Genomic DNA, 24,017 nt, shown 5'->3' on the forward strand with positions numbered 1-24,017 from the left:
CCCGCCCGGCGCGGAGCGGGCCCGTCCGGCAGGACACACACTTCTAATTTGCCAGCCGATACCGAATTGTCTGATCTTCAAGAAAATACTCTGCTGAACAATCGGAAGCCCCACAAATCATAGACTCCAGTCCCGCACACTGCTGCTTCGTAATCAGCCCCAGCGACCCGCACGACGGACACGCCAGCACCGCCCAGTAAGGGTTATCCGCCTTACCCAGCTCGCCCGCCTGCTCCAGCAGAAACAACGTACCCGGCTGCATCTGCTCCGGGATCCACACTTCAAGTAGGTTCAATTCCGCTACCATGCTTGCCTCTTCTCCCAACGGTTGTCTGCGGTTCACGACTCACGTTCTAGCGCCAATACCGAATTGTCAGGCTGCGGAAGAGACCTCCTGGATGACTTTGTGCTGTGTCGTCCTATGCACTACTTCTGGTGCAAAGAATAACGGAATTCCCGCTCCTGTCAATCCCACATTTTGCACAAAAAGAAGACAGCGTGGTTCGCCCTACTGCGCCGCATACAGTGCACGATAGATCTCACGGTTACGCAGAATCGCCTGCACATACTCCCGCGTCTCACTGTAAGGAATCGACTCAACGAACTCAGCGATATCTTTGTAGTCTCCGATCGCTATCCACTGCCGCACCGGCACGTCCCCTGCGTTGTAGGCAGCCAGCGCATACTCAGCCTGTCCACCGAACCTGTCCATCACCTCACGCAGATTCAGTGTTCCCAACTGCAGGTTCGTCGTCGGATTCAACAGCATATTCGCGTCGAAGTGTTTGATCCCCTGCTTCTTCGCCGCCGACTTCCCCACAGAAGGCAGCAGTTGCATCAACCCCCAGGCGTTTGCATGACTAACCACACCTGCATTGAACTCCGACTCTTGCCTAATCAGCGACGCCACCAGGAAAGGATCCAACCCGTTCTTCCGAGAGTTTGCCGTCAGATCCGCCCAGTAGGGCTGCGGAAACAGAAGCTTCCAATACACCGTCGGAACCTCATCCAGTGGCAGCGAAAAAAAGGAGATCCCGCTGTGCTTCATCGATTGAATCGCCCGCGTTGTCTCTCCATACGACGAATAGATCTCCGCCTGTGCCAGCGTGCCCCATTCGCTCGAGGTCTCGCTCGCCTGAATCTCCGGCCCGATATATTCATTCAGCGCCGCATTCGCCAGCAGCCTCGCCTTGATCAGATGAGGCTCGTTCTCCGGCAACTCCCCCGTCAAATCCGGAACCACCGGCACATGCACCGCGCTCAAAGCCGCAGCAGGAGCGACACTCGCCGTCTGCGTCTTCAGCACATTCAGTCGCTGCCTCGCCAGCCCCGCATAGTAGGAGTTGATATACGAGGCAGTCAGCGCGCGATAGTAGTTCACAGCCTGCCCGAAGTTCTTCTCTTCATCCTCGTAGATTCGCCCGCGCCAGTAGAGAGCCCCCGGAATCTCGATCCCCCCGCCAAACATCTGGATCTGCTCCTCCATCAACCACCCCGCCTCGGCATAGTTATGCTGCCGATAGTTCATCCACGCCACCCGCCAGTGTGCCGACGGCGCATATAAGCTCTTCGGAAACAGCTTCACCAGCAGCGCATAATGATAGGTTGCCTGTTGCGGGTCATGCTTCAGCAGATACATATTTCCGCCTGAATACAGTGCCTCCTCCAGCCACCGGCTCGTCGGAAAATCCCTCACCATCCGCGCAATCAAAGCGTCATGCGCGCTCTGGTCATCCTCATTACGCGACAACTCGGCTAGCAGATACAGCTTCAGCGCCGCACTATCGTCCCTGGTATCCGGCAGCTTCTCCACCTCTCGCCGGCTGATCTTCTTCAATCTCATATCCGATGCCGCAGCATAGATCAACAGTGCATCATGGTCAGCCGCACTCAAACCCGAACTATCCCGCTCGATCGAGTGATACTCCTCTCCAGCCTCCGCGTATCGCTTGGCGTTGAACAGCTGGTCGGCATGAACCTTACGTTCCGCAGCAGTAGGAGGCGTATTCATCGCCTGCAACTGCGTACGTGCCTGAGCCGCCTCAACGCTCAAGGGAAATCCAACATAAATACTTCTGTAAATGGAAGCCGCGTGCGCCGTGTCGCCCGAGGTCTGGTAAGCCCGCGCCAAAGCATAACGAAAGTCGACATGCGACCCTTGCGCCGAATCCGCCAGTGGCACCAGAACCTTCAACGCGCCCTGTGGGTCATTTTGTTGCAAATGAGCATTCGCCAGCAACACCGACGCACCGGTGTCGAAGATGCTCTCAGGATGCCGTTCCGCAAAGCCGTCCAGCAACCCATATGCATCCACCCCATGCCCACCCTGTATCGCAGCCTGCGCCCCCAGGTAATCGGCGTAGTCGTCCAGTGCCGTACCGCTCACATTGGCCTGTCGATAGCTGTGCACCGCATCGTCATACCGATGATCCAGCATCGCAGCATGCCCCAGCGCCAGGTAAGCCGCCGCCGCGCCTTCTCCCGGATGCTGCCGCGCATATGCCTCCACCCCGCTATAAGCCGCTGCCGACCGAGTCGCCGCCAGCTGCTGCGCCATCGGACGAAGCAGCTCCGAAGCCTTGAACGCGCTCGTCAACCGAATCGTCTGCGCCGTTGGCTTCCGCGAGACGATGTGGTGCTTCCGTCTCACAGCGCCCTTCTTCCCCTTCGCCTTACTGCCCGGCGTCTTGCCAGATGTCCCTTCCTTCGCCTTCCCACTCGCTCCCTTCGTCTTCGATCCCGAAGCCTTCCCCGCGCCCGCAGAAGATGTCCCAGACTGGGAAGGTGTCTGTGCCTTCTTAGGCTGTGATTTAGACTGCGGCGTCGCCGGGGTTGTGGTCTGCGCCTGCCCAACCGTATAGCCCGCCGAACACGGCACGCTCATCCCCATCAAAGCAGCGGCAACCACCGCCGACCAAACCTTACCCCTGATGGTCCCCATCGTTCCCTTGTTTCTCCAACCCACATCTCCACTCTAAGCTGAGCCGCTCTGGCTCCGCAGCACCAATCGACCGTGAACCACCACGGATACCACTAAAGATACTTCATAGGATGCGTCCAACCTGCCCCTATTGCCTCTTATTGGTGCCGAGCGCTCCGAAGTTACTAAATGCCAATCCTTTTTCACGACACGGGTAAAGATTCCCCCTTCAAGGCCGAATAGACGAACAGGGCTGCAGAGATGCAGGTAAATGCATATTTCTTTTGTCCCGCAATCGCGTTCTCTCACTCCCTGAAAGAGTTTCCAGACCGCCCATGAGGAATACTATGCGCCTAAGCCTGTTCGCCCTTGCCTCTACCCTCGCCCTCGCTTCCATCCCTCTCTTCGGCGACCCTATCCCCTACGCAAACGTCGGACAACTAGCTCCTGACCAATTGTTTACAGCAACCGGCAACGGAGTAGTCACCGCCTACTTCTACTCCTCCGGCGCCGGCAACGACGACAAGATCATCCTCTGGGACAAGACCTCCGGCACACGGACCGCTCCCGCTCTCAACAATCACAGCTCCGCCGTCGGATCCTCCGTCTCACTCTCTGTCAAAGCCGGCGACTCCCTCGTCTTCGTCCTTGACGATGTCACAACGGGCCAATACTTCAGCTCCGTCGACTACTTCGGCGTCGCATCACCAGCCGACTACAACGACGACGGCTACAACCACGCCTACTCCACCCCCTACTCCGGCGGACTCAGCGGTCTTCCTGCAGGCATCTATGTCGGGATGGAAGATCTCGGAGTTACAGGCCTCAAGCCGCTCACCGGCTCCGACCTCGACTACAACGACGACAACTTCGTCGTCACCAATGCCACCGCGACCCCGGCCCCGACCCCGGAGCCAAGCACCATCATCCTCTTCGGCACCGGCCTGGTCGGAGCAGCCAGCGCACTCCGCCGCAAGTTCGCCCGCGGCTAAGTCCTTTCTCCATCAACGTTCGGCAACACCGGAGAACGTGAACCTCCCAAGCCGTGTTCTCCTGTAATCGCTCTTTCGGCAACAAAAACCCGCCCTGCAAAGCACTCCCCCAATCCCTAACTTTGCTCTCTGCCTCACCGACATTTACTATGTTGTAGATACTGAATCTTCCCGTTCCTTCAACCGGGCGATTCCAGTGTCTATTTCCGCACCTTTTCACTCATGCCCGCCATCCAATCTCCAGCCACGGAAGAGGTACACCCTGACGTAGCGCTTGTAGCGCGCGCGAAAGAGGGGGATACAGCAGCATTTGAGCAGTTGGTTCGTCAGTACGAGCGCCAGATCTTTCGGGTCGCGCAGCATATTACTCAAAACCGTGAAGACGCCGAAGACATCACGCAGGACGCATTCCTCAAGGCCTACGAGAAGCTGGATCAGTTCCAGGGAAACTCGAAGTTTTCGACCTGGCTCGTCCGCATTGCGGTCAATGAGAGCCTCATGCGGCTGCGCAAGCGCAAAACCAGCAAGACCGTCTCCATGGACGAAGACGTCCAGACCGACGAAGGCTCTATCCCTCGCGACTTCGCCGAGTGGAGGCCGAACCCCGAGCAGCAGTACAACCAGGCTGAGCTCGCCGATATCCTCCGCAAGACCATTCAGGGTCTTCCTCCAGGATTCCGCACCGTCTTCACTCTTCGTGACGTTGAAAATCTCTCCACGGAAGAGACTGCGGAGGCACTCGGCTTGAGCGTCCCCGCAGTGAAATCCAGATTGTTGCGCGCGCGGCTTCAACTGCGCGAGCGTCTCAGCCGATACTTCCGGCAGAAGCAGGAGGGCCAGCCAGCATGAACTGCACGGACCTATTGAGCCATCTTTCCGACTACTTCGACGACCAGCTCACGACCGAGCTCCGCGAAGAGATCAGCGAACACACCGCCGGATGCCAGCACTGCCGCGTCGTGCTCAACACCACTCATCAGACCATCGAGGTCTACAAAGGCAACGAGATCTACGAGGTCTCTCCCGGTCTACGCGAGCGCCTTCACTCCGCCATCATGGCCAAGTGTCTTGCCGTAAAAAAATAATTCTCGCTGCGGCGTAAGAAGCCACCGGGATCAAATGCGCCCAGCCGCCCTAAGAGCACCAATCTCCACATCCGTGAACACCCTCGACCGGATCAGAAACCGTACCCCTTCCCCGTTCTCCAGCGAAAACATCCCACCGCGTCCCGGCACCACATCTAATATGAGCTGCGTGTGCTTCCAGTATTCGAACTGGCTCCCGCTCATATAAAACGGAGTCTCCCCCAGCGTCGCCAGCAGCACATCCCCGTCGCCAACTAAAAACTCTCCACGCGGATAGCACATGGGGGAGCTGCCGTCACAGCAACCTCCCGACTGATGGAACATCAGCTCCCCATGTTTGTTCGACAACCTGCCCATCAACTCGTCAGCGGCAGGCGTCGTCACAACCTGTTCCGGTAAATCGTTCATCTCTACCCCATGTCCTCTAAAAAAATCCCATCGCATTCGGGCTATAGCTCACCAGCTGATTCTTCGTCTGCTGATAGTGTTCGAGCATCATCTTGTGATTCTCTCGTCCCACACCCGACTGCTTATACCCTCCAAACGCAGCATGAGCCGGATACAAGTGATAGCAGTTCGTCCACACCCGTCCCGCCTCAATAGCCCTGCCGAAGTGATACGCCCGGTTCATGTCTCTTGTCCAAACGCCCGCGCCTAGACCATAGAGGGTGTCATTCGCCAGCGCCAGTGCCTCGTCTTCATCATGGAAGGTCGTCACCGAAACCACAGGCCCGAAGATCTCCTCTTGGAAGATCCGCATCTTGTTGTTGCCTTTAAAAACGGTCGGCTCAACATAGAAACCCTCCGCCAGATCGCCCGTCTGTGCAGCGCGCTTCCCGCCCGCCAACACCTCCGCACCCTCCTGCTTGCCGATGTCGAAGTAAGACAAAATCTTCTCCATCTGCTCGCTCGAAGCCTGCGCGCCAATCATCGTCGTCTTATCCAGCGGATTCCCCTGCTTGATCGCACCAACGCGCTTCAGGGCACGCTCCATGAACTGGTCGTAGAGCGTGTCCTGAATCAGTGCGCGTGAAGGGCAGGTACACACCTCGCCCTGATTCAATGCAAACATCGTAAAGCCTTCGAGCGCCTTATCGAAGAACGCGTCATCCGCGCTAGCCACATCCTTGAAGAAGATATTCGGACTCTTCCCGCCCAGTTCCAGCGTCACCGGAATAATATTCTGCGAGGCATACTGCATAATCAGTCGCCCCGTCGTCGTCTCGCCCGTAAACGCAATCTTGTTGATGCGTTTGCTCGAAGCCAGTGGCTTGCCCGCCTCCAGCCCAAAGCCATTGACAATATTCACCACGCCCGGCGGCAGAATATCCTGGATCAGCTCCATCAAAACCAGGATCGACATCGGCGTCTGCTCTGCCGGTTTCAGCACCACGCAGTTCCCTGCTGCCAACGCCGGAGCCAGCTTCCACGTCGCCATCAAAATTGGAAAGTTCCACGGAATAATCAGCCCGATCACACCAAGCGGTTCATGGTAGTGATAAGCAATCGTGTCCTTGTCGATCTCCGAGATCGATCCCTCCTGCGCCCGAATTACACCCGCAAAATAACGGAAGTGATCGATAGCCAGAGGCATATCCGCCGCCATCGTCTCGCGAATCGGCTTGCCGTTATCCCACGTCTCAACCGTCGCCAGCATCTCCAGATTGTCTTCAATCCGCTGTGCAATCTTCTCCAGCATCCGGCCTCGTTCCGTCGTCGAGGTCTTTCCCCAGGCCTTCTTCGCTGCATGAGCCGCATCGAGCGCGCGATCCACATCCGCCGCATTCGAACGCGCAATCTCGCACAGCACCTGCCCCGTCACCGGCGTCACATTCTCAAAGTACTGTCCCGACAGAGGCGCCACCCACTCTCCGCCAATATAGTTCTCATACCGTTTCTTGATCGACACTGGAAACCCAAAAGTCCCCGGCTGAACCGCAGTCATCGTAGCCATAGAATCCACTCCCTAGAGATCGTTACCTACACCGCGCTCGAAATTGTAATCCTCCGAACCGAAATCTGTCACAGCCCTCAACAAACAACGGAAATAGCCTTTCCTGTCTCGCTAAACACATGAATGAAGGCATACTGCAGCAACATGATCGTCTTGCCATCCGCAATCGCACCCGTCCCAATAGCGGCCATCGCATCCTCGATCGAAAGCTCCAGAACCTCAATATCTTCGCCCTCAACGAAGTTGCCGCCGCCTGCCGTTACCCTGCTCCCGTTGTCGTATTCCGCAAGAAAAAAGTAGAGCTTTTCGGTCACCGACCCTGGACTCATAAATGCCTCAAAGATCTTCCGAACATGATCGACGCGATACCCAGTCTCCTCCTCCACCTCAGCCTTGATCCGCTCCTCCGGGCTGGCCTTATCTAAAAGCCCAGCGGCCGTCTCTATCAGCAAACCCGGATGCCCATTCACAAAAGCAGGAAACCGAAACTGCCGCGTCAGCACAACCGTTCGCCGCTCTAGGTTATACAGCAAAATTGTCGCGCCATTCCCGCGATCGTACGTCTCCCTGCTCTGCTGCTGCCAAGTTCCATCGCTCCTCTGCAGATCAAACGTCGTCTTCTTCAACACGTACCAATCGTCCGACAGCGTCTCAACCTTCTTGATCCGCACGCGGTCTTTCATGGAGGGAGCCTGCACGAAATTCATCATGCCGGAACGATATCGTGCAGTTTCGTGCAAAGTCAAGTATTATCGTGAATAACCGAATGCTAACCACCCATCGAAAACAACAGATCCTTTCCATCCTCAAGCGTCAGGGCCAGGTCATCGCCAAAGAAGTAAGCCAAGCCATGGGCGTCTCGGAAGACACCATTCGCCGCGACCTCCGCGAGTTGGCTCACGACGGTCTCCTCCAACGCGTCCACGGCGGAGCCCTCCCTGCCTCTCCCGCCGTAGCAGATTTTCCCAGCCGCGAACGAATCGCACCAGAGAGAAAAATAGCCATCGGCCGCGCAGCAGCAAAGATGATTCAACCAAACCAAGTCGTAGTCCTCGACGGAGGCACCACCGCCAGACAAGTCGCGCGGCACATCCCTCTAGACCTCAAAGCCACCATCGTCACCCACAGCCCCACCATCGCCCTCGAACTCATCGACCACAAAAACATTGAAGTCATCCTCATCGGGGGACGCCTCTTCCGACACTCCGTCGTCGCCGTCGGAGCCTCCGCAATCGAGAGCATCGCTCAAATCCACGCAGACACTTTCTTCATGGGAGTCACCGGCATCCACCCAAAGACGGGCCTAACTACAGGCGATTACGAAGAAGCCGCCATCAAGCGAGCCATGAGCCACGCAGCAGCCGAGACCATCGTCCTGGCCTCCGCCGAAAAGCTCAACGCAGCCTCTCCCTACGCCATCGTCCCGCTCTCAGAGATCAGCGGCATCATCACGGAACGCTCCGCAGAAAAATCTCTCCTACGCCCATACGAAAAACTCGGCATAACCGTCACACGAGCCTGAAAAAGCTCCGGCCGTAGCCGAAGCTCTTCCTTATCCCCTCGCGACAACTCTGAAGTCGTCTGGCTCCTGTGCAAGCGGCGTATCCCATCCACAGCAAGGAACAATATTTCTCCCTGCCTCTGGGGGGCCCCATGTGTGAGGCTCGTAAACATACACCGGCGTATCTTCCTTCAGAACAGGATCAACAATCCGCCAAGCCTCTTCGACATAGTCTTGCCGCGCGAACAGCGTAGCGTCACCGGCAATCGCGTCCGTCAACACCCGCTCATACGCCTCCATCTCCTCCGGACTCGGATGACGGCTAGCAATCAACTCCACCGCCTCGCGTCCACCACCAAGTTCGTCGGCGACAGAAACCGACATCGCCACCGTCATCTCTGGGCTTATGCGGAAGCGCATGTAGTTCTGCGCCGTATTCGGCTCCGTGATGTTCGTGTGCGGTGGTTTGCGAAACCGCGCCATCACCTCCATGCACGTCACTGGAAGATTCTTCCCCGCACGAATGTAGAAAGGAACGCCATCCCATCGCCACGAGTTAATCTCAAGCTTCAGGCAAGCAAACGTCTCGACCTTCGAGTTAGGCGCAACACCCTTCTCATCTAGATAGCCACGAAACTGCCCACGAGCCAGATCTTTCGACTGAATCGGTGGAATCGCCTTGAGCACCTTCACCTTCTCATCACGCATCGACTCTGCATCGCCGCGCGCCGGGCACTCCATCGCGAGATTGCACATTACCTGGAAGATGTGGTTTTGGATCACATCGCGAATCGCGCCCGTCTGGTCGTAAAAAGCTCCGCGCCCCTGAACCCCAAAGTCTTCCGCCATCGTGATCTGAACGGTCTCAACATAATCGCGATTCCAGATCGGCTCCAGGAACGCATTTGAAAAGCGAAAGGACACCATGTTGTGAACCGGCCCTTTCGCCAGATAGTGATCGATGCGAAAGATCGACGACTCGGGAAACGCCGACAACAGAATTCGGTTCAGCTCTTGCGCCGAAGCCAGATCATGCCCGAACGGCTTCTCCACAATCATCCGCGCGCCCTTAGCCGAACCCGACTTCACCAGCTGCTCGACAACTTCCTCAAACAACGAAGGAGGAATCGCCAGATAATGAGCCGGTCGCTCCGACGAACCCAGCGCCTTCCGCACCGCAACGAACGTCGACGGATCCACATAGTCCCCATCGACATACTGCAGCAGCGCACTCATCTTCGCCCACGCGTCCGGATCCAGCCCCCCATGCTTCTCGAGACTGTCCTGGGCGCGCGCCTTGAACTGATCAAGGTTCCATCCAGCCTTCGCCACGCCAATCACCGGCACGTTGAGCGTGCCCCGCTTGACCATCGATTGAAGCGCCGGGAAAATCTTCTTATAAGCGAGATCGCCGGTTGCACCAAAGAAGACTAGCGCATCGGAATGAGATTGACTCACGAGTTTTCTCCTTCAAGTCCCAAGACTATTTTTCGTGCGGCTTCTCAAGATGGCCGCCAAAGGCAAAGCGCATCGCAGATAACAGCTTGTTGGAAAAGTCGGCCTCACCTCGCGAACTGAACCGCGAATAGAGCGCCGTCGTCAGAACAGGAGTCGGAACGCCTTCATCGATCGCAGCCTTGATCGTCCAGCGTCCTTCACCCGAATCCGAAACCCTTCCGCCATACTTCGAAAGCTCAGGGTCTACAATCAGCGCAGACGCCGTGAGATCCAGCAGCCACGAAGCAATCACGCTCCCCCGACGCCAGACCTCGGCAACGTCAGGCAGGTTGAAGTCGTAAAGATAGTGTTCAGGATCGCGCAACGGCGTCGTCTCAGCATCGATCTCCGCCGTGTGCTTGCCGATGTTGGCCGCCTTCAGCACGCCCAACCCTTCGGCATAGGCCGCCATCATCCCGTACTCGATCCCGTTATGCACCATCTTGACGAAGTGTCCGCCGCCGGTCTCGCCGCAGTGCAGATATCCCATCTCCGCCGTGCCACCAACCTTCTCACGCCCCGGAGTCTTGGGGATATCGCCCACCCCAGGAGCAATCGTCTTGAAGATTGGATCGAGATACTCAACAGCTTCCTTCGGGCCACCGATCATCATGCAGTAGCCGCGCTCCAGGCCCCATACGCCCCCGCTCGTCCCCACATCCACATAGCGAATTCCCTTCGGCTCAAGTTCCTTCGAGCGCCGAATGTCGTCTATGTAGTACGAGTTTCCACCATCAATCAGGATGTCGTCCTTCTCCAGGTGCGGCACGATCTCGGCAATTGTCTGCTCGACCACTCCCGCAGGAATCATCAGCCAGATAGCGCGCGGCTTCGACAGCTTGCTAACAAAGTCCTCAAGCGAAGTTCCGCCCGTAACGCCCTTTTCCTTCGCAAGATCAGAGACAACCTGTTGCGACCTGTCGAAGACAACGCATTCATGCCCATTCTTGGCCAACCGCTTCACCATGTTGGCTCCCATCCTACCCAGGCCTATCATTCCAAGTTGCATTGAACGCTCCCTCCCAATAGTTGCTGGTTCACTGAACATCAAAACGGTGCAGAGTTTTCTTGCAACCGCAGCCGCCGACCCTTATTTGTTCTTCCTGTATCTCCGAATCAAATTCGTTGTAGAAGTATCATGCGAAAGCGCAGGCTCCGTCTTGCTCTCAAGCTCTCCAATAATCTTCTGCGCCAGCACCTTCCCAAGCTCAACGCCCCATTGATCGAACGAGTCGATGCTCCAGATAGTACCCTGCGTGAACACCGCATGCTCATAAAGAGCAATCAACTTGCCCAGCACCTCCGGAGTCAGATGATCCGCAAGAATTACGTTCGACGGACGATTGCCTTCGAACACACGATGCGGAACCAGCCAATCCGGCGTCCCCTCAGCCTTCACCTGCTCCGCCGTCTTGCCGAACGCCAGCGCCTCAGCCTGCGCGAACACATTTGCCATCAACATGTCATGATGCGGCCCCAGCGGATTGAGTGTCTTATAGAACCCAATAAAATCGCAAGGAATCAAACGCGTCCCCTGATGAATCAGCTGATAAAACGAGTGCTGACCATTCGTCCCGGGCTCGCCCCAGTAGATCGGCCCTGTCACGGTCGTAACATGTGTGCCATCAAGAGTTACATGTTTTCCGTTGCTCTCCATTGTCAGCTGCTGGAGATACGCCGGGAACCGCTTCAAGTACTGCTCATACGGCAGAATCGCAACCGTCTGCGCATCGAAGAAGTCGGTGTACCAGACCGTCAGCAGCCCCAGCAAGACTGGCAGATTGCTGGCGAACGGTGCCGTGCGGAAGTGCTCATCCATCTGATGAAACCCGTTCAGCATCGCGCGAAAGTTATCCGGCCCAATCGCCAGCATCGTCGACAGCCCGATCGCCGAATCCATCGAGTACCGGCCGCCGACCCAGTCCCAGAACTCAAACATATTCGCCGTATCGATGCCGAACTTCGCAACCTCCTTGGCGTTCGTCGAAATCGCGACAAAGTGCTTCGCAACCGCCTTCTCATCGCCACCCAATCCAGCAAGCGACCAGTCCCTCGCCGAGTGAGCATTCGTCATCGTCTCCAGCGTCGTAAAGGTTTTCGAGGCAACGAGAAACAGCGTCTCATCTGCATTCAGATCCTGCACCGCCTCGACAAAGTCCGTTCCATCAACATTCGACACAAAGCGGAACTTAATATCGCGCTGGCTATAGTGCTTCAACGCCTCATACGCCATCACCGGTCCAAGATCCGAGCCGCCAATCCCAATATTGATGACGTTCTTAATTCGCTTGCCCGTATGTCCCTTCCACGCCCCACTCCGAACCCTATCCGCGAAAGCCGCCATCTTGTCCAGTACCGCATGAACCGCCGGCACAACATCCTCACCATCGACGACGATCTTTTCACCCTTCGGCGCGCGCAACGCAACATGCAGCACTGCCCGATTCTCGGTGATATTGATCTTCTCCCCGAGGAACATCGCGTCGATCCGCGCCCTCAGTCCCGACTCCTCCGCTAATTGAACCAGAAGTTTCAGCGTCTCATCCGTAATGCGATTCTTCGAGTAGTCAAGAAAGATGCCCGCAGCCTCAAGGGTAAACCGCTCTCCTCGCCCAGGATCATCTGCAAAAAGTTGCTTCAGCTGCGTGTCTTCGATCTTCTGATGATGCGCACCCAGCGCCTTCCATGCCGAACGCTCGCTAAGCGGCGTCAATTTCGTCGTCATCTGCATGCTCCTTGCATCTCTGTTTGTTTCCGCCAGACCAGACTACTATTCATTCCCGTTACAAATATCGTATTGAAGATGGAAGGTGGAAAAACCTGTAACTTTCCCGCAATTTTAACGAAGACTCCCGGAAAAGCAGCCTATACAAATCCACGGTCCTAACTCCAGCCTCTCTTTTATTGATGTTCGAAAGACAAATAGATATTCCAGAAAAAAGCTGAACTATTCATTGCCCATAAGACAAGTTCGACGGCATAGAGTTACCACTCCGAAACAAGATCGGACAGGTCCTGCTTAGTACACGGCCACCGCGATCATTTAGATGCCGGTCCTTCAGATTCCGATCTCAGTCCGTATTGCGGCAGCGATCGTATTTGCATGATGCCGCATCAGTGGCTCTGATTCCGCTTCGATCATCACCCGGGCCAGCGCCTCGGTGCCGCTATAACGAATCACCACTCGGCCCGAATCAGCAAGCTCCACCTCGGCGGCACGAATTGCAGCAGCCACGTTCGGAATCCCCTCAAGCGGCCTCTTCTCGCGCACCTTGACGTTCACAATCACCTGCGGAAACACCTTCAAATCTGCCAGTAGCTCCCCCAAAGACCTCCCGTTCCGATGTACGACATCCAGCAACAACAATGCCGTCAGTAGTCCATCCCCCGTCGTGCTGCGTCCGCTAAAGATAATATGGCCCGACTGTTCTCCTCCCAGAGCCGCACCCGTGGCAATCATCTGTTCAAGAACATACTTGTCGCCTACCGCGGCGCGAAGCATCTCGATTCCGCTGCGTTTCAGCGCCGCCTCAAGCCCCATGTTGGACATCGTAGTCGCAACCACCGTCGAGTTCGTCAAAAGTCCACGACGTTGCAAATCGCGTGCCGCGAGCAACAGCACCGCATCCCCGTTCACAACGCGACCATGCTCATCTGCAAAGAGCGCACGGTCGGCATCGCCATCAAACGTAATTCCCATCGATGCCTTGCAGTTCTTCACCTGTTCGGCAACGATTTCCGGATGCAACGCCCCGCAGGCCTCATTGATATTTCTCCCGTCTGGACTGGCATGGGTGATCAAAACCTCTCCGCCGAGGTCGGAGAACAACTGAGGCGCGACCGACGAAGCAGCCCCGTTGGCACAGTCGATCACGATCTGCTTCCCATCCAGTGAAAGCTCTGGGACGGACGCCAGCAGAAAGCGAACGTACTCAGCGCGATCGGCCTCATTCACAGCAGGCGGCACGGTCCTTTGCGGCACAGCCGTCGATGAAGCAAGTTGGCGGAAGATCTCCTCTTCGATTGCAAGCTCAACCGCATCCGGAAGCTTATAACCGTCCGGCCCAAAGAGTTTAATGCCATTGTCCTGCCACGGATTATGCGAGGCCGAGATGACGACGCCAGCTGCGAAGCCATGAGTATGCGTAAGGAACGCAATCGCCGGGGTCGTAATCACACCAGCGCTTTCAACAGAAGCACCGCCCGCGTCCAGCCCGGCAGTCAACGTTGCGGCAATCCATTCGCTCGACTCGCGAGTATCCATCCCGAGCAACACGCGGGGCCTCGGAGTCTTCACCCCGAGAATATGCGCCAATGCAAGTCCGATAGCGTATACCGTAGTCGCATCAAGGGGCGACTGCCCAGCGACAGCGCGAATGCCATCGGTTCCAAAGAGCTTCTTCATGACTTGCTGGTCTCCATTACGTTTGCTTCGTCCCTATGAGTCTGAGTTATTTCGGCTTCGAGCGTCCCCTGTGCAAGCCGCGCACGTATAGTCTGGCCCTGCGCCGCATCTGTGGAAGAACGCAGCAACGTGCCGTCTCCAGCGCCGCCTTGCAAGTACACCAGGGCATAGCCGCGTGACAAAACTGCAAGCGGCGACAACGCATCGAGCCTCGTCGAAGCCCTTTCAAGCCGTGTACACCGGCCGGCAACGTTCTCCGTCGCGGCGCGCTGCAACCGCTGTGTGGCAGCCTGCAGACGATGGTTCGTCGCAGCGATGCGATCAGAGATATCCTGGCGGCGGAGACGGTCGCTCACAGCATTCAGCCGTTGGGCAGGAACGCGAAGACGTCGTTGCGCAGCCGCGTCAAGACGAAAGCGAAGCTCGTCAAGCCGCTGATCTCTCCGGCTAACCACATCTCGCAATCGATTTAAAACCGCCTCTGCAGAGAGTCGTGTATAGCGCTGTCTCGCATGCATCAAATGGAATCTTCCAGCACGCTGCACCCTCGCGCCCAACGCAGCAACGCGCTCCTCGATGCGATGTTGAGCGGCAGTAATCAGTTCCGCGGCAGCGGACGGCGTCGGCGCTCGAAGATCCGCAACGAAATCAGCAATCGTAAAGTCAGTCTCGTGCCCAATTGCGGAGACAACAGGAAGTGCGGACGCGGCAATCGTACGCGCCAGCGCCTCATCGTTGAAGCCGGCAAGATCTTCGATCGAGCCGCCCCCTCTCGCAATCACAATCGCATCGACCCGCGAAGAGTTTGCGTTGAACCAGCGAATCCCCGCAGCAACAGACTCCGGACTGGAAGCACCTTGCATCGTAGCGGGATATACCAGCAGATTCAGCCGCGCATGGCGACGACGAACGACGGTAACAATGTCCCGAATCACCGCGCCGGACAGCGAAGTAACGATGCCAACGCACTTCGGAAACGAAGGCAGCTGGCGTTTACGCCCCGCGTCGAAGAGTCCTTCCGCCAGCAATCGCGCCTTCAGTTGCTCGAACGCAACCTGCAACGCCCCGGCACCGCGAGGCTCCATCGTCTCCGCAATCATCTGGAGCTGCCCCCGGCTCTCATACACCGAGACGCGGCCGCGAACCAGAACCGCAAGCCCATCCTCAGGCCGGAAGCGCAACAGTCCTGCCTGACGGCGAAAGAGCACAACCGGTAACTGCGCCTCGCCATCCTTCAACGTAAAGTAGGTGTGGCCAGAGGGTGCTGGCCTGCAGTTGGAGATCTCACCTTCGACCCAAAGATCACTATAGGCCGTCTCAATCTCCTGCCTTATGTTCATCACCAGCGCGCGAACACTCCAGATACGACGCTCCGTCGCCTGCTCGCTCATCTCCGAAATATTTCGCGGGCTGGGCCTTATCGCAACCTCGCCAGACTCTCCCCTGCCAGAAACTGGCTCCGCAGAAGCAACAACCGTTATCCCGGCGTTCTCTTCAAAGAAAGAGAAAAGCTCCGATTGAAGCAGCGAGTCCTGCGCAGGGATTGTCGAGATCTTCGAGATCGACCGTCTTTCGGTCCGGACCTTCCCTCGCCGCGCTCGCAGGCTGGCCAGTGTCGGCGGATTGTCTTCCCTTTCGGACATCTTGCCTGAGTCTAGCATCGCGACGCCGCCAATCAGACGGTCAACGGCGCAGACGTCCCACAACCCAAAGAAGCACACTCAGAAGAACGCTGATCAGAATCGAAGTTACGATGGGAAAGGAAACCGACCATCCCCGCCCACGCCAGCTAAGGTCACCGGGAAGACGACCGAGAGGAAGATTCAGGCGATTCAACCCAAGGATGAGCGCACCTGCCAGAGCCAGCAACAACCCGAGGATGACAAGAGTACGACCCAGCTCAGGCATGCTGCACCACTCTAAGCAGTCGCCAGCAGCGCGGCAGCCTCACGCAGAAGCTCCGAAGGTTGACACGGCTTGGTAAGAATGCCTACAGGTCGCGACATGGTGCTGGCCCGCTCGCGCACACTCTTCAGATTGGAGTAGAAACCGGTCAGCATAAGGATGCGACAGGCCGGCAACTCCCGCGTCACATCGTTTACCAGCGAAAGTCCATCCCGCCCAGGCATCGACACATCGCACAGAAGTAGATTTGGCTCAAACTCGCGAGAACACTCCAATCCCTGATCTGCGGAGTAAGCGGCCTTCGCCTTGAAACCACTCTTCTCAAAGATGAGAGTCAGCGTATCGGCCACAAGACGGTCATCATCAACCACCAGAACTCGCTGCATCGGTGCCCTCCGTGCGAATCGTTCGGGTTGCGCGCGTCAACACATGCCTGATAAATCCAGACTAGGCCTCAAAAAGCATATTTGTCGAATCAAAATTCAATGATTTCATCTCTGAAGAGTTAGACTCCGCTCTTCAAGGGAGAGTCATCAACGAGGCTGTGCAAAAGAAAGTTTGCGAACCACGACCTGCGATTTCACCCGTACAGAATCGCAACTTCAGTCTCTGGTAAGGTTTACGACAGAAACGCTGACTCCGAATCGATCAAGGATCTCATCTTGCACGTCGCCGCATTCATCGCCGGTCTGCTCTTTTGCCTGGGAGTCGCCCTCGACGCCTTCCAGACCATCATCCTTCCCCGCCGCCCCACCGGGCGATTTCGAATCACCCGCATCTTCATCATCGCCACATGGATCCCCTGGGTCCTGATGGCCGAACGCATCACCAACAAAAAACTCCGCGAACAAATCTACAGCATCTACGGCCCGCTCTCCCTTCTTCTGCTTCTCCTTTTATGGGCGCTTCTTCTCATCCTCGGCTTCGGAATGTTTTATTTCTCCATGCATTCCCCGTTTGGTGACGCCATGATGAAACACGCCAACAGCCCCTTGGCACAGTTCGGCACCGACCTCTACGTAAGCGGCACGACCCTCTTCACTCTCGGCCTGGGAGACGTCGTCCCCCACAGCCTTCTCGCACGGGCCTTCATCATCTTCGAGTCAGGCGTAGGCCTCGGCTTCGTCGCCCTCGTCATCGGCTATCTTCCTGTGCTCTATCAGGCATTTTCGCACCGCGAGATCAGCGTTGCCCTCCTCGACGCACGCGCCGGCTCCCCTCCCAACGCCGCCGAACTCCTCCGCCGCCACGCCTTCGAAGGAAGCGAAGAAGCCCTCATCGATCTGCTGGAGGAGTGGGAGCGCTGGTCCGCCGAGATCCTCGAGTCGCACATCTCCTACCCCATTCTCTGCTTCTACCGCTCGCAGCACGACACCCAAAGCTGGCTCGCCGCCCTCGTCTCAATCCTCGACACCTGCGCCCTCCTGATCTCGGTCATCGAAGGCACCCACTCCCGCCAGGCTCAACTTACCTTCGTCATGTCCCGCCACGCCCTCATCGACATCGGGGAGGTCTTCGAAGTCCTCGAACGAAAGCCCGGACATCCTCGAATCGACCCCGACCGCCTCCCGTCCAAAGACTTCTACCATCTCTGCGAGGCGCTCGGCGAAAATCAGCTCCGACTCTGTGGCGATCCCGCCGCGGCAAAACGCCTCCACACCATCCGTGCTCTCTACGAGCCTCACGCCCACGGTCTCTCCGAATACCTGCGCCTGCCCCTCCCCGTCTGGGTCGCGCCCCCAAAAGTAAACGATCAGTGGAGCCTTCTGACCAGAATGCGAACCGATGCTGCCACAGCCATGAAGTCCGCAGGCGACCGCACGCCCTTCTTTCCCGACGAAGACCACGGCTGATCCCGCAACCCACAATGCAGATTCGGGATGCAAGGCGTACAGCCCTCGCATCCCGAACTCTTTCCAAATCTGTATCCAAAAAGCTACTGACCAGCAGGCCCCGCAGGCGCAGGATTCAGCTTCTGAGCAGCCAGCGTCCCCGCAGCGCCCTTAGCGTCTTTATCCTTCAACTGCGCATAGATCTTCTTCGCCAGCTCAGGCTTCCCCTGTGCCTCATACAGCTCCGCAAGCTGTAGTTGCGCCAGCCCGGAAGGCACAGTCGTCGTCGGCTTGGCCGTCAGCTCGTTGTAGATATCCACAGCCTGAGAATCCCGCCCCGTCTGGCGATAAAGCTGCGCCAGCGAAAGCTTCGCGAGCGCCGCAAGATCCCCATTCCAACCACTCACGACCTGCTTCAGTGTGCTCTCCGCCGGGCCGTTCTGCCCCTGTTCCATGTAGGTCAGCCCGCCAAAGTAGCGCGCCACCCTGCCATCCGGGGTCATCCCGTACTTGTCCGCGACGCCCATGAAAAGATCATTGGCCGACTTAGCCCGTTCCGTCGCAGACGCATACGTCTTCACCCCAGCAGGCACCTGCTGCCCGGGCGCTGCCAGCGGCGTCTGGTAAGCCTGCATCGCCGCGCCAAAGGCCACTGACGCCTGATTTGAGCGGCTGTTATAGATCAGAAAGCCACCCACCACCACCAGGATCGCCGCGAGGGCAATGGCACTGGTAGCGATCACGGAGCGGCGGTTTTCGCTGGCCCACTCAAGGCCATGCTGTGTGGTATCGACGAACTGGTCATGCTTGAGAGCTTGCTTGGTCTGCTGGTCCACTTTGTCTTGTTCTTCCTTTTGCTCGTCGCGGTCGTGCCGCGTTGAGGTAACTGGTAGCGCGAAGTCACAGCGCAGAACTTTAAGTCTATCAGCGCGGTAATCGAAGTGCGACTCGCCCGTACCCGAATCGCCGCAAAATCAGCAACACGCGCAAAATGAGCCAATTCCGTGCACTCTCTGTGCCCTGAACTTGTTCCACCATCTCCGAACCCTCTCCAGAGGGTTGACAGCCCCACGGTAGAGGCGAAGACTTGTACCCGAAGGAATTCCACCACTTATGAAGACCGTAGCCGTCGAATCCGCGATCGCGACCCCGCCCACAACCAACAAACATCTTATTCGCTGGGTCGAAAAGATGGCCGACCTCTGCCAACCCGACCGCATCCACTGGATCGACGGATCGCAGGCCGAGTACGACTTCCTTTGCAACCAGCTCGTCCACGCCGGCACCTTTACCAGGCTCAACGAAAAGCTCTGGCCCGGCTGCTTCCTCGCCCGCTCCGCTCCCAACGACGTCGCCCGCGTCGAAGACCGCACCTTCATCTGCTCCCTGTCGAAAGACACCGCCGGTCCCACCAACAACTGGGAAGATCCCTTCGTCATGCGCAAGAAGCTGAAGGCCCTCTTCAAAGGAGCCATGCGCGGCCGCACCATGTATGTCCTGCCCTACTCCATGGGTCCCATCGGCTCGCCCATGTCGCAGATCGGCGTCCAGCTCACCGACTCGGCCTACGCCGTCGTCAACATGCGCATCATGGCCCGCATCGGCGCGCCCGTCTTCGCAGAGATCGACAAGGACGAGAAGCGCGTCGTCCCTTGCATGCACACCGTAGGCGCGCCCCTGGCACCCGGCGAGCAGGATGTCCCGTGGCCCTGCAACGACGAAAAGTACATCGTCCACTTCCCCGAAACCCGCGAGATCTGGTCCTACGGCTCGGGTTACGGTGGCAACGCGTTGCTCGGTAAAAAGTGCTTCGCCCTCCGCATCGCCTCCAACATCGCCCGCGACGAGGGCTGGATGGCCGAGCACATGCTCATCGTCGGCGTCGAATCGCCCAAGCGCACCGACGGCACCACAGAAAAGACCTACGTGGCCGCCGCGTTCCCCAGCGCCTGCGGCAAGACCAACTTTGCCATGATGATCCCGCCCGCTGGCTTCGAGGGCTGGAAGGTCTGGACCGTCGGCGACGATATCGCCTGGATCAAACCAGACGAGAATGGTCAGCTGCGCGCCATCAACCCTGAGGCCGGCTTCTTCGGCGTAGCCCCCGGCACCAGCGCCAAGACCAATCCCAACGCTATGGCCACTCTGGCCAAAAACACCATCTTCACCAACGTGGCCCTCACCCCCGAGGGCGGCGTCTGGTGGGAGGGCATGACCGACACCCCACCCGCCGAACTCATTGATTGGCGCGGCAATCGCTGGACCCCGGCAATCGCCAAAGAGACCGGCACCCCCGCCGCCCATCCCAACGGACGCTTCACCGCACCGGCTTCGCAGTGCCCCACCATCGACCCCGACTGGGAGAATCCGAACGGCGTTCCCATCTCCGCCTTCATCTTCGGCGGCCGTCGCCCGACCACCATGCCGCTTGTCTATCAGGCCTTCAACTGGTCGGCGGGCGTCTACATTGGGGCCACCATGGGCTCCGAGACCACGGCTGCAGCCGGCGGCGCCATCGGCAAGGTGCGGCGCGACCCCATGGCCATGCTGCCCTTCTGCGGCTACCACATGGGCGACTACTTCCGGCACTGGCTCAAGATGCAGCGCAACCTCTCTGCCACGCCCCGCGTCTTCCACGTCAACTGGTTCCGCAAGGGTCCTGACGGCCAGTTCCTCTGGCCCGGCTACAGCGAGAACATGCGTGTTCTCAAGTGGGTCGTCGATCGTGTTCGCGGCCGCGCCATGGGCAAGGAGACCCCGATCGGCTGGACGCCGCACTTCGAGGACATCAACTGGAAGGGCCTCGACTTTCCGCGCGAGACCTTCGATGTCTTACAAACGGTAGATCGCGCCCAGTGGAAGCAGGAGGTCATGGGCCACGAGGAGCTCTTCCTCGCCCTTCACGACCACCTGCCTCCGGAGATGATCTACGAGCGCGAACTGCTCATCTGTAGACTTTAGCCAGGTTTTTTTTCTGCGTGGTAGCATGTGCGTTTTTGCAGGGGTTTTTGCGAAATGCTGGTGCTAAAACGTGGTGTTCTGGATGGTGAAACGTGGTGAGATCGTGGTGAAATGCTGGCTGAAACCACCACGATTTCAGATCACGAAAAATACGCCACGTTTTGAGAATTTATTTTGGCCTGCCCTGTTCAGAGTTATTTTGGACGGCCCTGTTCAGGGCCAGATGTTCCAAGATTCGGTTGCCTCTGAATGGTGATTGACCTTCAAAGTTTCAACGAAAGCACTATTCAGAGAGCTAAGCAGGATCCTATGTCGAATCAGCACGCTGCACCGATCAACCCCAATCCGCAGCCGCCGGTGCCTGAGCCCAGCCACGCCGAACGCTCCCGCACCCTGCTTCACCAGGCCAGCGTAGCGACGCTTTCGACCGTCTCCCGCAAGCAGCCTGGCTTCCCCTTCGGCTCCCTGATGCCCTACGCGCTCGACGCTTCGGGGCGGCCTCTGTTCCTCATCAGCACGATGGCGATGCACACCCAGAACCTGAAGGGAGACCCGCGCGCCAGCCTCTTTGTCTCCCAACCGGCTGCCGATGGCGACGTGCTGGGCGCGGCACGTGTCACCCTCGTCGGGGCGGTCCACGAGATTATTGAGAAGGAGAAGCCCGGGGCTCGCGAACTCTACCTGAAGGCCCACCCGAACAGCCACTACTGGGTGGACTTTACCGACTTCGCCTTCTTCCGTCTGGAGCCGGTGGATGTGTACTACGTGGGCGGCTTCGGCGTCATGGGCTGGGTCACTGCGGCGGACTACGCCTCAGCCTCTCCCGACCCCCTTGCCGGGGCAGCGCAGGGCATCCTGGACCACATGAACGCCGACCACGGCGACGCGCTCGTTCTTCTGACGAAGACACACGCCGGACTCGAAGCCGAGTCGGCGACGATGACCTCGGTCGACCGGCTTGGCTTCCATGTCCGAGCCGTCACACCGGCAGGAATCAAGGGTGCGCGTATCGCTTTTCTTCGGGAGGCGAAGACGCCTGGCGACACTCGTTCCGTTTTGGTCGAGATGGTGAAACAGGCGCGCCAGAACCATGCACTCCCCACAAATGCCTATTGACTCCTATCCCCTTTGCCTTTATCTTTAATGAGTGGCAAGACTCCCTTCGGGTTGAGTCAGTCATAACGAAGTCCACCCACTTCGTTGCTTTACTGGAATACCCACGCAACAGCCCCCACCGCGCTGCGTGGGTTTCCTTTTTAACATCCCTTTGCTTGTTTTGGCTTGTTTTGGCGCAGGCCAAAGGAAGAGCAGATTCCGCGTGTAGAGGGGTATTGCCTGGCTTGCGGCTTTACCTTCACTTCAGGTTCGAGAAGCTGTCTTTGCAGGACTAATTGATCGTCTACGTCGGGTTTCAGGGCGTGTGTCTGTTTGCGTGCTCGCTCCGTAACGCAGGCCATCGACCAGCAGTTCGACCATTTTTTGCGTATAGGCGGGTTCTTTGTCGTGAGATCCCCGGCACAGGTTTGCGACGGCGTGCAACAGGTCTTCAGCTTCAATCCCTGGGCGTACTGCTTTCGCAGCAACGGCCGCGTCAAGCAAGGTTTTCATTGCCGGCAGCAGGCGTTTGTTGAAGTAACCCGGCAGAGCGCCGTAGGCCGGGTCGCCGGAGTGTAGCGCTGCGGCGAGCCCTCGCTTGGTCGCAATGAAGTCCACGTAGCGGTGCATCCAGCGAGATAGAGCCTCGTCAGGCCCATACTTGCCCGCGAGGACAGGGGCCGCATCTGCGCAAGCATCCACCTGGGTCTGGAAGACGGCCTTGATGAGGTCGGATCGCTGCGGGAAATGACGGTAAACCGTACCGAGGCCGACGCCCGCCCTTTCCGCAATTTCACGGACGGGAGCGTCTACTCCTGACTTTCGAAAGACCTCCATCGCCGCCTGGAGCAGTGAACTCATCTTGCGCTGCGCATCGGCACGCATGCGGCGAGGCTTGCTGTCTTCATGCTCCTGTTTGTCCGTTCGTTCTGTCACTCTTTTTTTCATGGGCGGCGGGGCCTTGCAAACGGAACAATGTTCCGGTTATTATCTGGAACATGGTTCCGGTTGTCTTTCAAGCATATCAGGATGTCAGCAACACAACATGTCAGCGACACAACATGGAGGAGAGCAATATGCAAAACAAACCCGTCGCCCTGGTCACCGGGGCAAATCAAGGAATCGGCCTTCAGATCGCGAAGGATCTCGTGGCACAGGGCTTCACGGTACTGGTCGGGTCGCGCAATCTCGAGCGGGGCGAGGCTGCGACCAAGGAGGTTGGGCCGGACGCCCGCGCGCTCCAGCTCGATGTGACGGACGGGGCTTCGATCGCCGCGGCGGCGGAGCGTGTTCGCAAGGAGTTTGGCCGCCTCGACGTGCTCGTCAACAACGCGGCCATCTCGAATACGAGTAAGCTGCCCGGCCAGTCCATCGCGGAGTACGCTAAGTTGACCCGCGCGAGCAACGTGTCCCTCGATGAAGTGCGGGCGGTGTGGGAGACCAACGTGTTCGGCGTGCTCGCCGTTACCCAGGCGATGCTGCCGCTGCTGCGCGAGGCGCCAGCAGCACGCATCGTCAACGTGTCGAGCGGCGTGGGCTCGCTGACGGCGAACTCGGATCCGGCGTTCCCCTATCGCTCGATCTTCGGCCCTTGCTACCCTGCATCCAAGACCGCCCTCAACGCGATGACGCTCGCCATGGCGATCGAACTGGAGTCGACCGGGATCAAGGTCAACGCCTGTTCCCCGGGCTTCATCAAGACGAAGCTCAACGACTATGCAGGCACGGGAACTGTCGAGGAGGGTGCTCGCGAGCCGGTGCGCCTCGCGCTTCTCGGCGCGGATGGTCCGACGGGCACCTTCTCCAACACAGACGGCGTGATCCCGTGGTGATGTAGTCGCCATGCGCATACCGGTATCGACGAACGCCG

General features: G+C 58.0%; 22 protein-coding genes. 8 read left to right on the forward strand and 14 right to left on the reverse strand.

Annotated elements, in window-relative coordinates; all coding sequences use genetic code 11:
- Positions 1-43 precede the first annotated feature (43 nt).
- Both HDF09_RS05950 and HDF09_RS05955 read right to left on the reverse strand, forming a co-directional pair.
- Positions 44-307: a hypothetical protein gene (locus tag HDF09_RS05950; protein ID WP_183762825.1), complete on the reverse strand. Its 264-nt coding sequence runs from the start codon at positions 305-307 to the stop codon at positions 44-46.
- Between the two features lie 201 nt (positions 308-508).
- Positions 509-2,941 (reverse strand): transglycosylase SLT domain-containing protein, encoded by a 2,433-nt coding sequence (locus HDF09_RS05955; protein ID WP_183762828.1) that lies wholly within the window; start codon positions 2,939-2,941, stop codon positions 509-511.
- Between the two features lie 326 nt (positions 2,942-3,267).
- On the opposite strand from HDF09_RS05955, the gene HDF09_RS05960 reads away from it, so the two are divergent.
- From HDF09_RS05960 to HDF09_RS05970, 3 genes are all read left to right on the forward strand, one after another.
- Complete coding sequence (locus HDF09_RS05960) at positions 3,268-3,912, forward strand: PEP-CTERM sorting domain-containing protein (protein WP_183762831.1); 645 nt, start codon at positions 3,268-3,270, stop codon at positions 3,910-3,912.
- Between the two features lie 222 nt (positions 3,913-4,134).
- Entirely contained in the window at positions 4,135-4,761 is a 627-nt protein-coding gene (locus HDF09_RS05965) for an RNA polymerase sigma factor (RefSeq protein ID WP_179585025.1), read from the forward strand.
- Positions 4,758-4,997 (forward strand): anti-sigma factor family protein, encoded by a 240-nt coding sequence (locus HDF09_RS05970; RefSeq protein ID WP_183762834.1) that lies wholly within the window; start codon positions 4,758-4,760, stop codon positions 4,995-4,997. Before HDF09_RS05965 ends, HDF09_RS05970 begins: the two co-directional genes overlap by 4 nt.
- 30 nt (positions 4,998-5,027) lie before the next feature.
- Here the strand turns inward: HDF09_RS05970 and HDF09_RS05975 are convergent, their stop codons facing one another.
- From HDF09_RS05975 to HDF09_RS05985, 3 genes are all read right to left on the reverse strand, one after another.
- Positions 5,028-5,405 carry a DUF779 domain-containing protein gene (locus HDF09_RS05975; RefSeq protein WP_183762837.1) on the reverse strand — a complete coding sequence of 126 codons (378 nt, stop codon included), beginning with the start codon at positions 5,403-5,405 and terminating at the stop codon, positions 5,028-5,030.
- A gap of 16 nt (positions 5,406-5,421) precedes the next feature.
- Positions 5,422-6,951, reverse strand: coding sequence for an aldehyde dehydrogenase (gene adh / locus HDF09_RS05980; protein WP_221270006.1), 1,530 nt, complete (start codon positions 6,949-6,951; stop codon positions 5,422-5,424).
- A 77-nt stretch (positions 6,952-7,028) separates the two neighbouring features.
- Positions 7,029-7,661 carry an NUDIX domain-containing protein gene (locus HDF09_RS05985; protein WP_221270007.1) on the reverse strand — a complete coding sequence of 211 codons (633 nt, stop codon included), beginning with the start codon at positions 7,659-7,661 and terminating at the stop codon, positions 7,029-7,031.
- A gap of 56 nt (positions 7,662-7,717) precedes the next feature.
- On the opposite strand from HDF09_RS05985, the gene HDF09_RS05990 reads away from it, so the two are divergent.
- Positions 7,718-8,473 carry a DeoR/GlpR family DNA-binding transcription regulator gene (locus HDF09_RS05990; protein WP_183762840.1) on the forward strand — a complete coding sequence of 252 codons (756 nt, stop codon included), beginning with the start codon at positions 7,718-7,720 and terminating at the stop codon, positions 8,471-8,473.
- Between the two features lie 30 nt (positions 8,474-8,503).
- Here the strand turns inward: HDF09_RS05990 and zwf are convergent, their stop codons facing one another.
- The 7 genes from zwf to HDF09_RS06025 form a co-directional block, all read right to left on the reverse strand.
- Positions 8,504-9,910, reverse strand: a complete 1,407-nt coding sequence (gene zwf, locus HDF09_RS05995) for a glucose-6-phosphate dehydrogenase (RefSeq protein WP_183762842.1) — start codon at positions 9,908-9,910, stop codon at positions 8,504-8,506.
- 25 nt (positions 9,911-9,935) lie between these two features.
- Positions 9,936-10,958 carry a phosphogluconate dehydrogenase (NAD(+)-dependent, decarboxylating) gene (gene gnd, locus HDF09_RS06000; RefSeq protein WP_183762845.1) on the reverse strand — a complete coding sequence of 341 codons (1,023 nt, stop codon included), beginning with the start codon at positions 10,956-10,958 and terminating at the stop codon, positions 9,936-9,938.
- Positions 10,959-11,039: 81 nt separating this feature from the next.
- Complete coding sequence (pgi, locus tag HDF09_RS06005) at positions 11,040-12,674, reverse strand: glucose-6-phosphate isomerase (RefSeq protein WP_183762848.1); 1,635 nt, start codon at positions 12,672-12,674, stop codon at positions 11,040-11,042.
- A 333-nt stretch (positions 12,675-13,007) separates the two neighbouring features.
- Positions 13,008-14,354: a phosphoglucosamine mutase gene (glmM, locus tag HDF09_RS06010; RefSeq protein WP_183762852.1), complete on the reverse strand. Its 1,347-nt coding sequence runs from the start codon at positions 14,352-14,354 to the stop codon at positions 13,008-13,010.
- Positions 14,351-15,745, reverse strand: coding sequence for an exodeoxyribonuclease VII large subunit (gene xseA, locus HDF09_RS06015; protein ID WP_260180940.1), 1,395 nt, complete (start codon positions 15,743-15,745; stop codon positions 14,351-14,353). Before xseA ends, glmM begins: the two co-directional genes overlap by 4 nt.
- Before the next feature lie 292 nt (positions 15,746-16,037).
- Positions 16,038-16,262 (reverse strand): DUF2905 family protein, encoded by a 225-nt coding sequence (locus HDF09_RS06020; protein WP_183762855.1) that lies wholly within the window; start codon positions 16,260-16,262, stop codon positions 16,038-16,040.
- Between the two features lie 11 nt (positions 16,263-16,273).
- A complete protein-coding gene (locus HDF09_RS06025) occupies positions 16,274-16,645 on the reverse strand; it encodes a response regulator (RefSeq protein WP_183762858.1) in 372 nt (123 codons plus the stop codon).
- A gap of 276 nt (positions 16,646-16,921) precedes the next feature.
- Between HDF09_RS06025 and HDF09_RS06030 the strand changes: the two genes are divergently transcribed.
- Positions 16,922-18,112: a potassium channel family protein gene (locus tag HDF09_RS06030; protein WP_183762861.1), complete on the forward strand. Its 1,191-nt coding sequence runs from the start codon at positions 16,922-16,924 to the stop codon at positions 18,110-18,112.
- 83 nt (positions 18,113-18,195) lie between these two features.
- Here the strand turns inward: HDF09_RS06030 and HDF09_RS06035 are convergent, their stop codons facing one another.
- Positions 18,196-18,927: a tetratricopeptide repeat protein gene (locus tag HDF09_RS06035; RefSeq protein ID WP_183762864.1), complete on the reverse strand. Its 732-nt coding sequence runs from the start codon at positions 18,925-18,927 to the stop codon at positions 18,196-18,198.
- Between the two features lie 277 nt (positions 18,928-19,204).
- Here HDF09_RS06035 and HDF09_RS06040 point away from each other — a divergent pair, with 277 nt between their 5' ends.
- Positions 19,205-21,052: a phosphoenolpyruvate carboxykinase (GTP) gene (locus HDF09_RS06040; RefSeq protein WP_183762867.1), complete on the forward strand. Its 1,848-nt coding sequence runs from the start codon at positions 19,205-19,207 to the stop codon at positions 21,050-21,052.
- Positions 21,053-21,361: 309 nt separating this feature from the next.
- Positions 21,362-22,168, forward strand: a complete 807-nt coding sequence (locus tag HDF09_RS06045; protein ID WP_183762870.1) for a HugZ family pyridoxamine 5'-phosphate oxidase — start codon at positions 21,362-21,364, stop codon at positions 22,166-22,168.
- Positions 22,169-22,411: 243 nt separating this feature from the next.
- On the opposite strand, the gene HDF09_RS06050 is transcribed toward HDF09_RS06045, so the two are convergent.
- Positions 22,412-23,095, reverse strand: coding sequence for a TetR/AcrR family transcriptional regulator (locus HDF09_RS06050; protein ID WP_183762873.1), 684 nt, complete (start codon positions 23,093-23,095; stop codon positions 22,412-22,414).
- A gap of 128 nt (positions 23,096-23,223) precedes the next feature.
- Here HDF09_RS06050 and HDF09_RS06055 point away from each other — a divergent pair, with 128 nt between their 5' ends.
- A complete protein-coding gene (locus HDF09_RS06055; protein ID WP_183762876.1) occupies positions 23,224-23,979 on the forward strand; it encodes an SDR family oxidoreductase in 756 nt (251 codons plus the stop codon).
- Positions 23,980-24,017: the final 38 nt, after the last annotated feature.

The sequence above is a fragment of the Edaphobacter lichenicola genome (assembly GCF_014201315.1).
In the GTDB taxonomy this organism is placed as follows: domain Bacteria; phylum Acidobacteriota; class Terriglobia; order Terriglobales; family Acidobacteriaceae; genus Edaphobacter; species Edaphobacter lichenicola_B.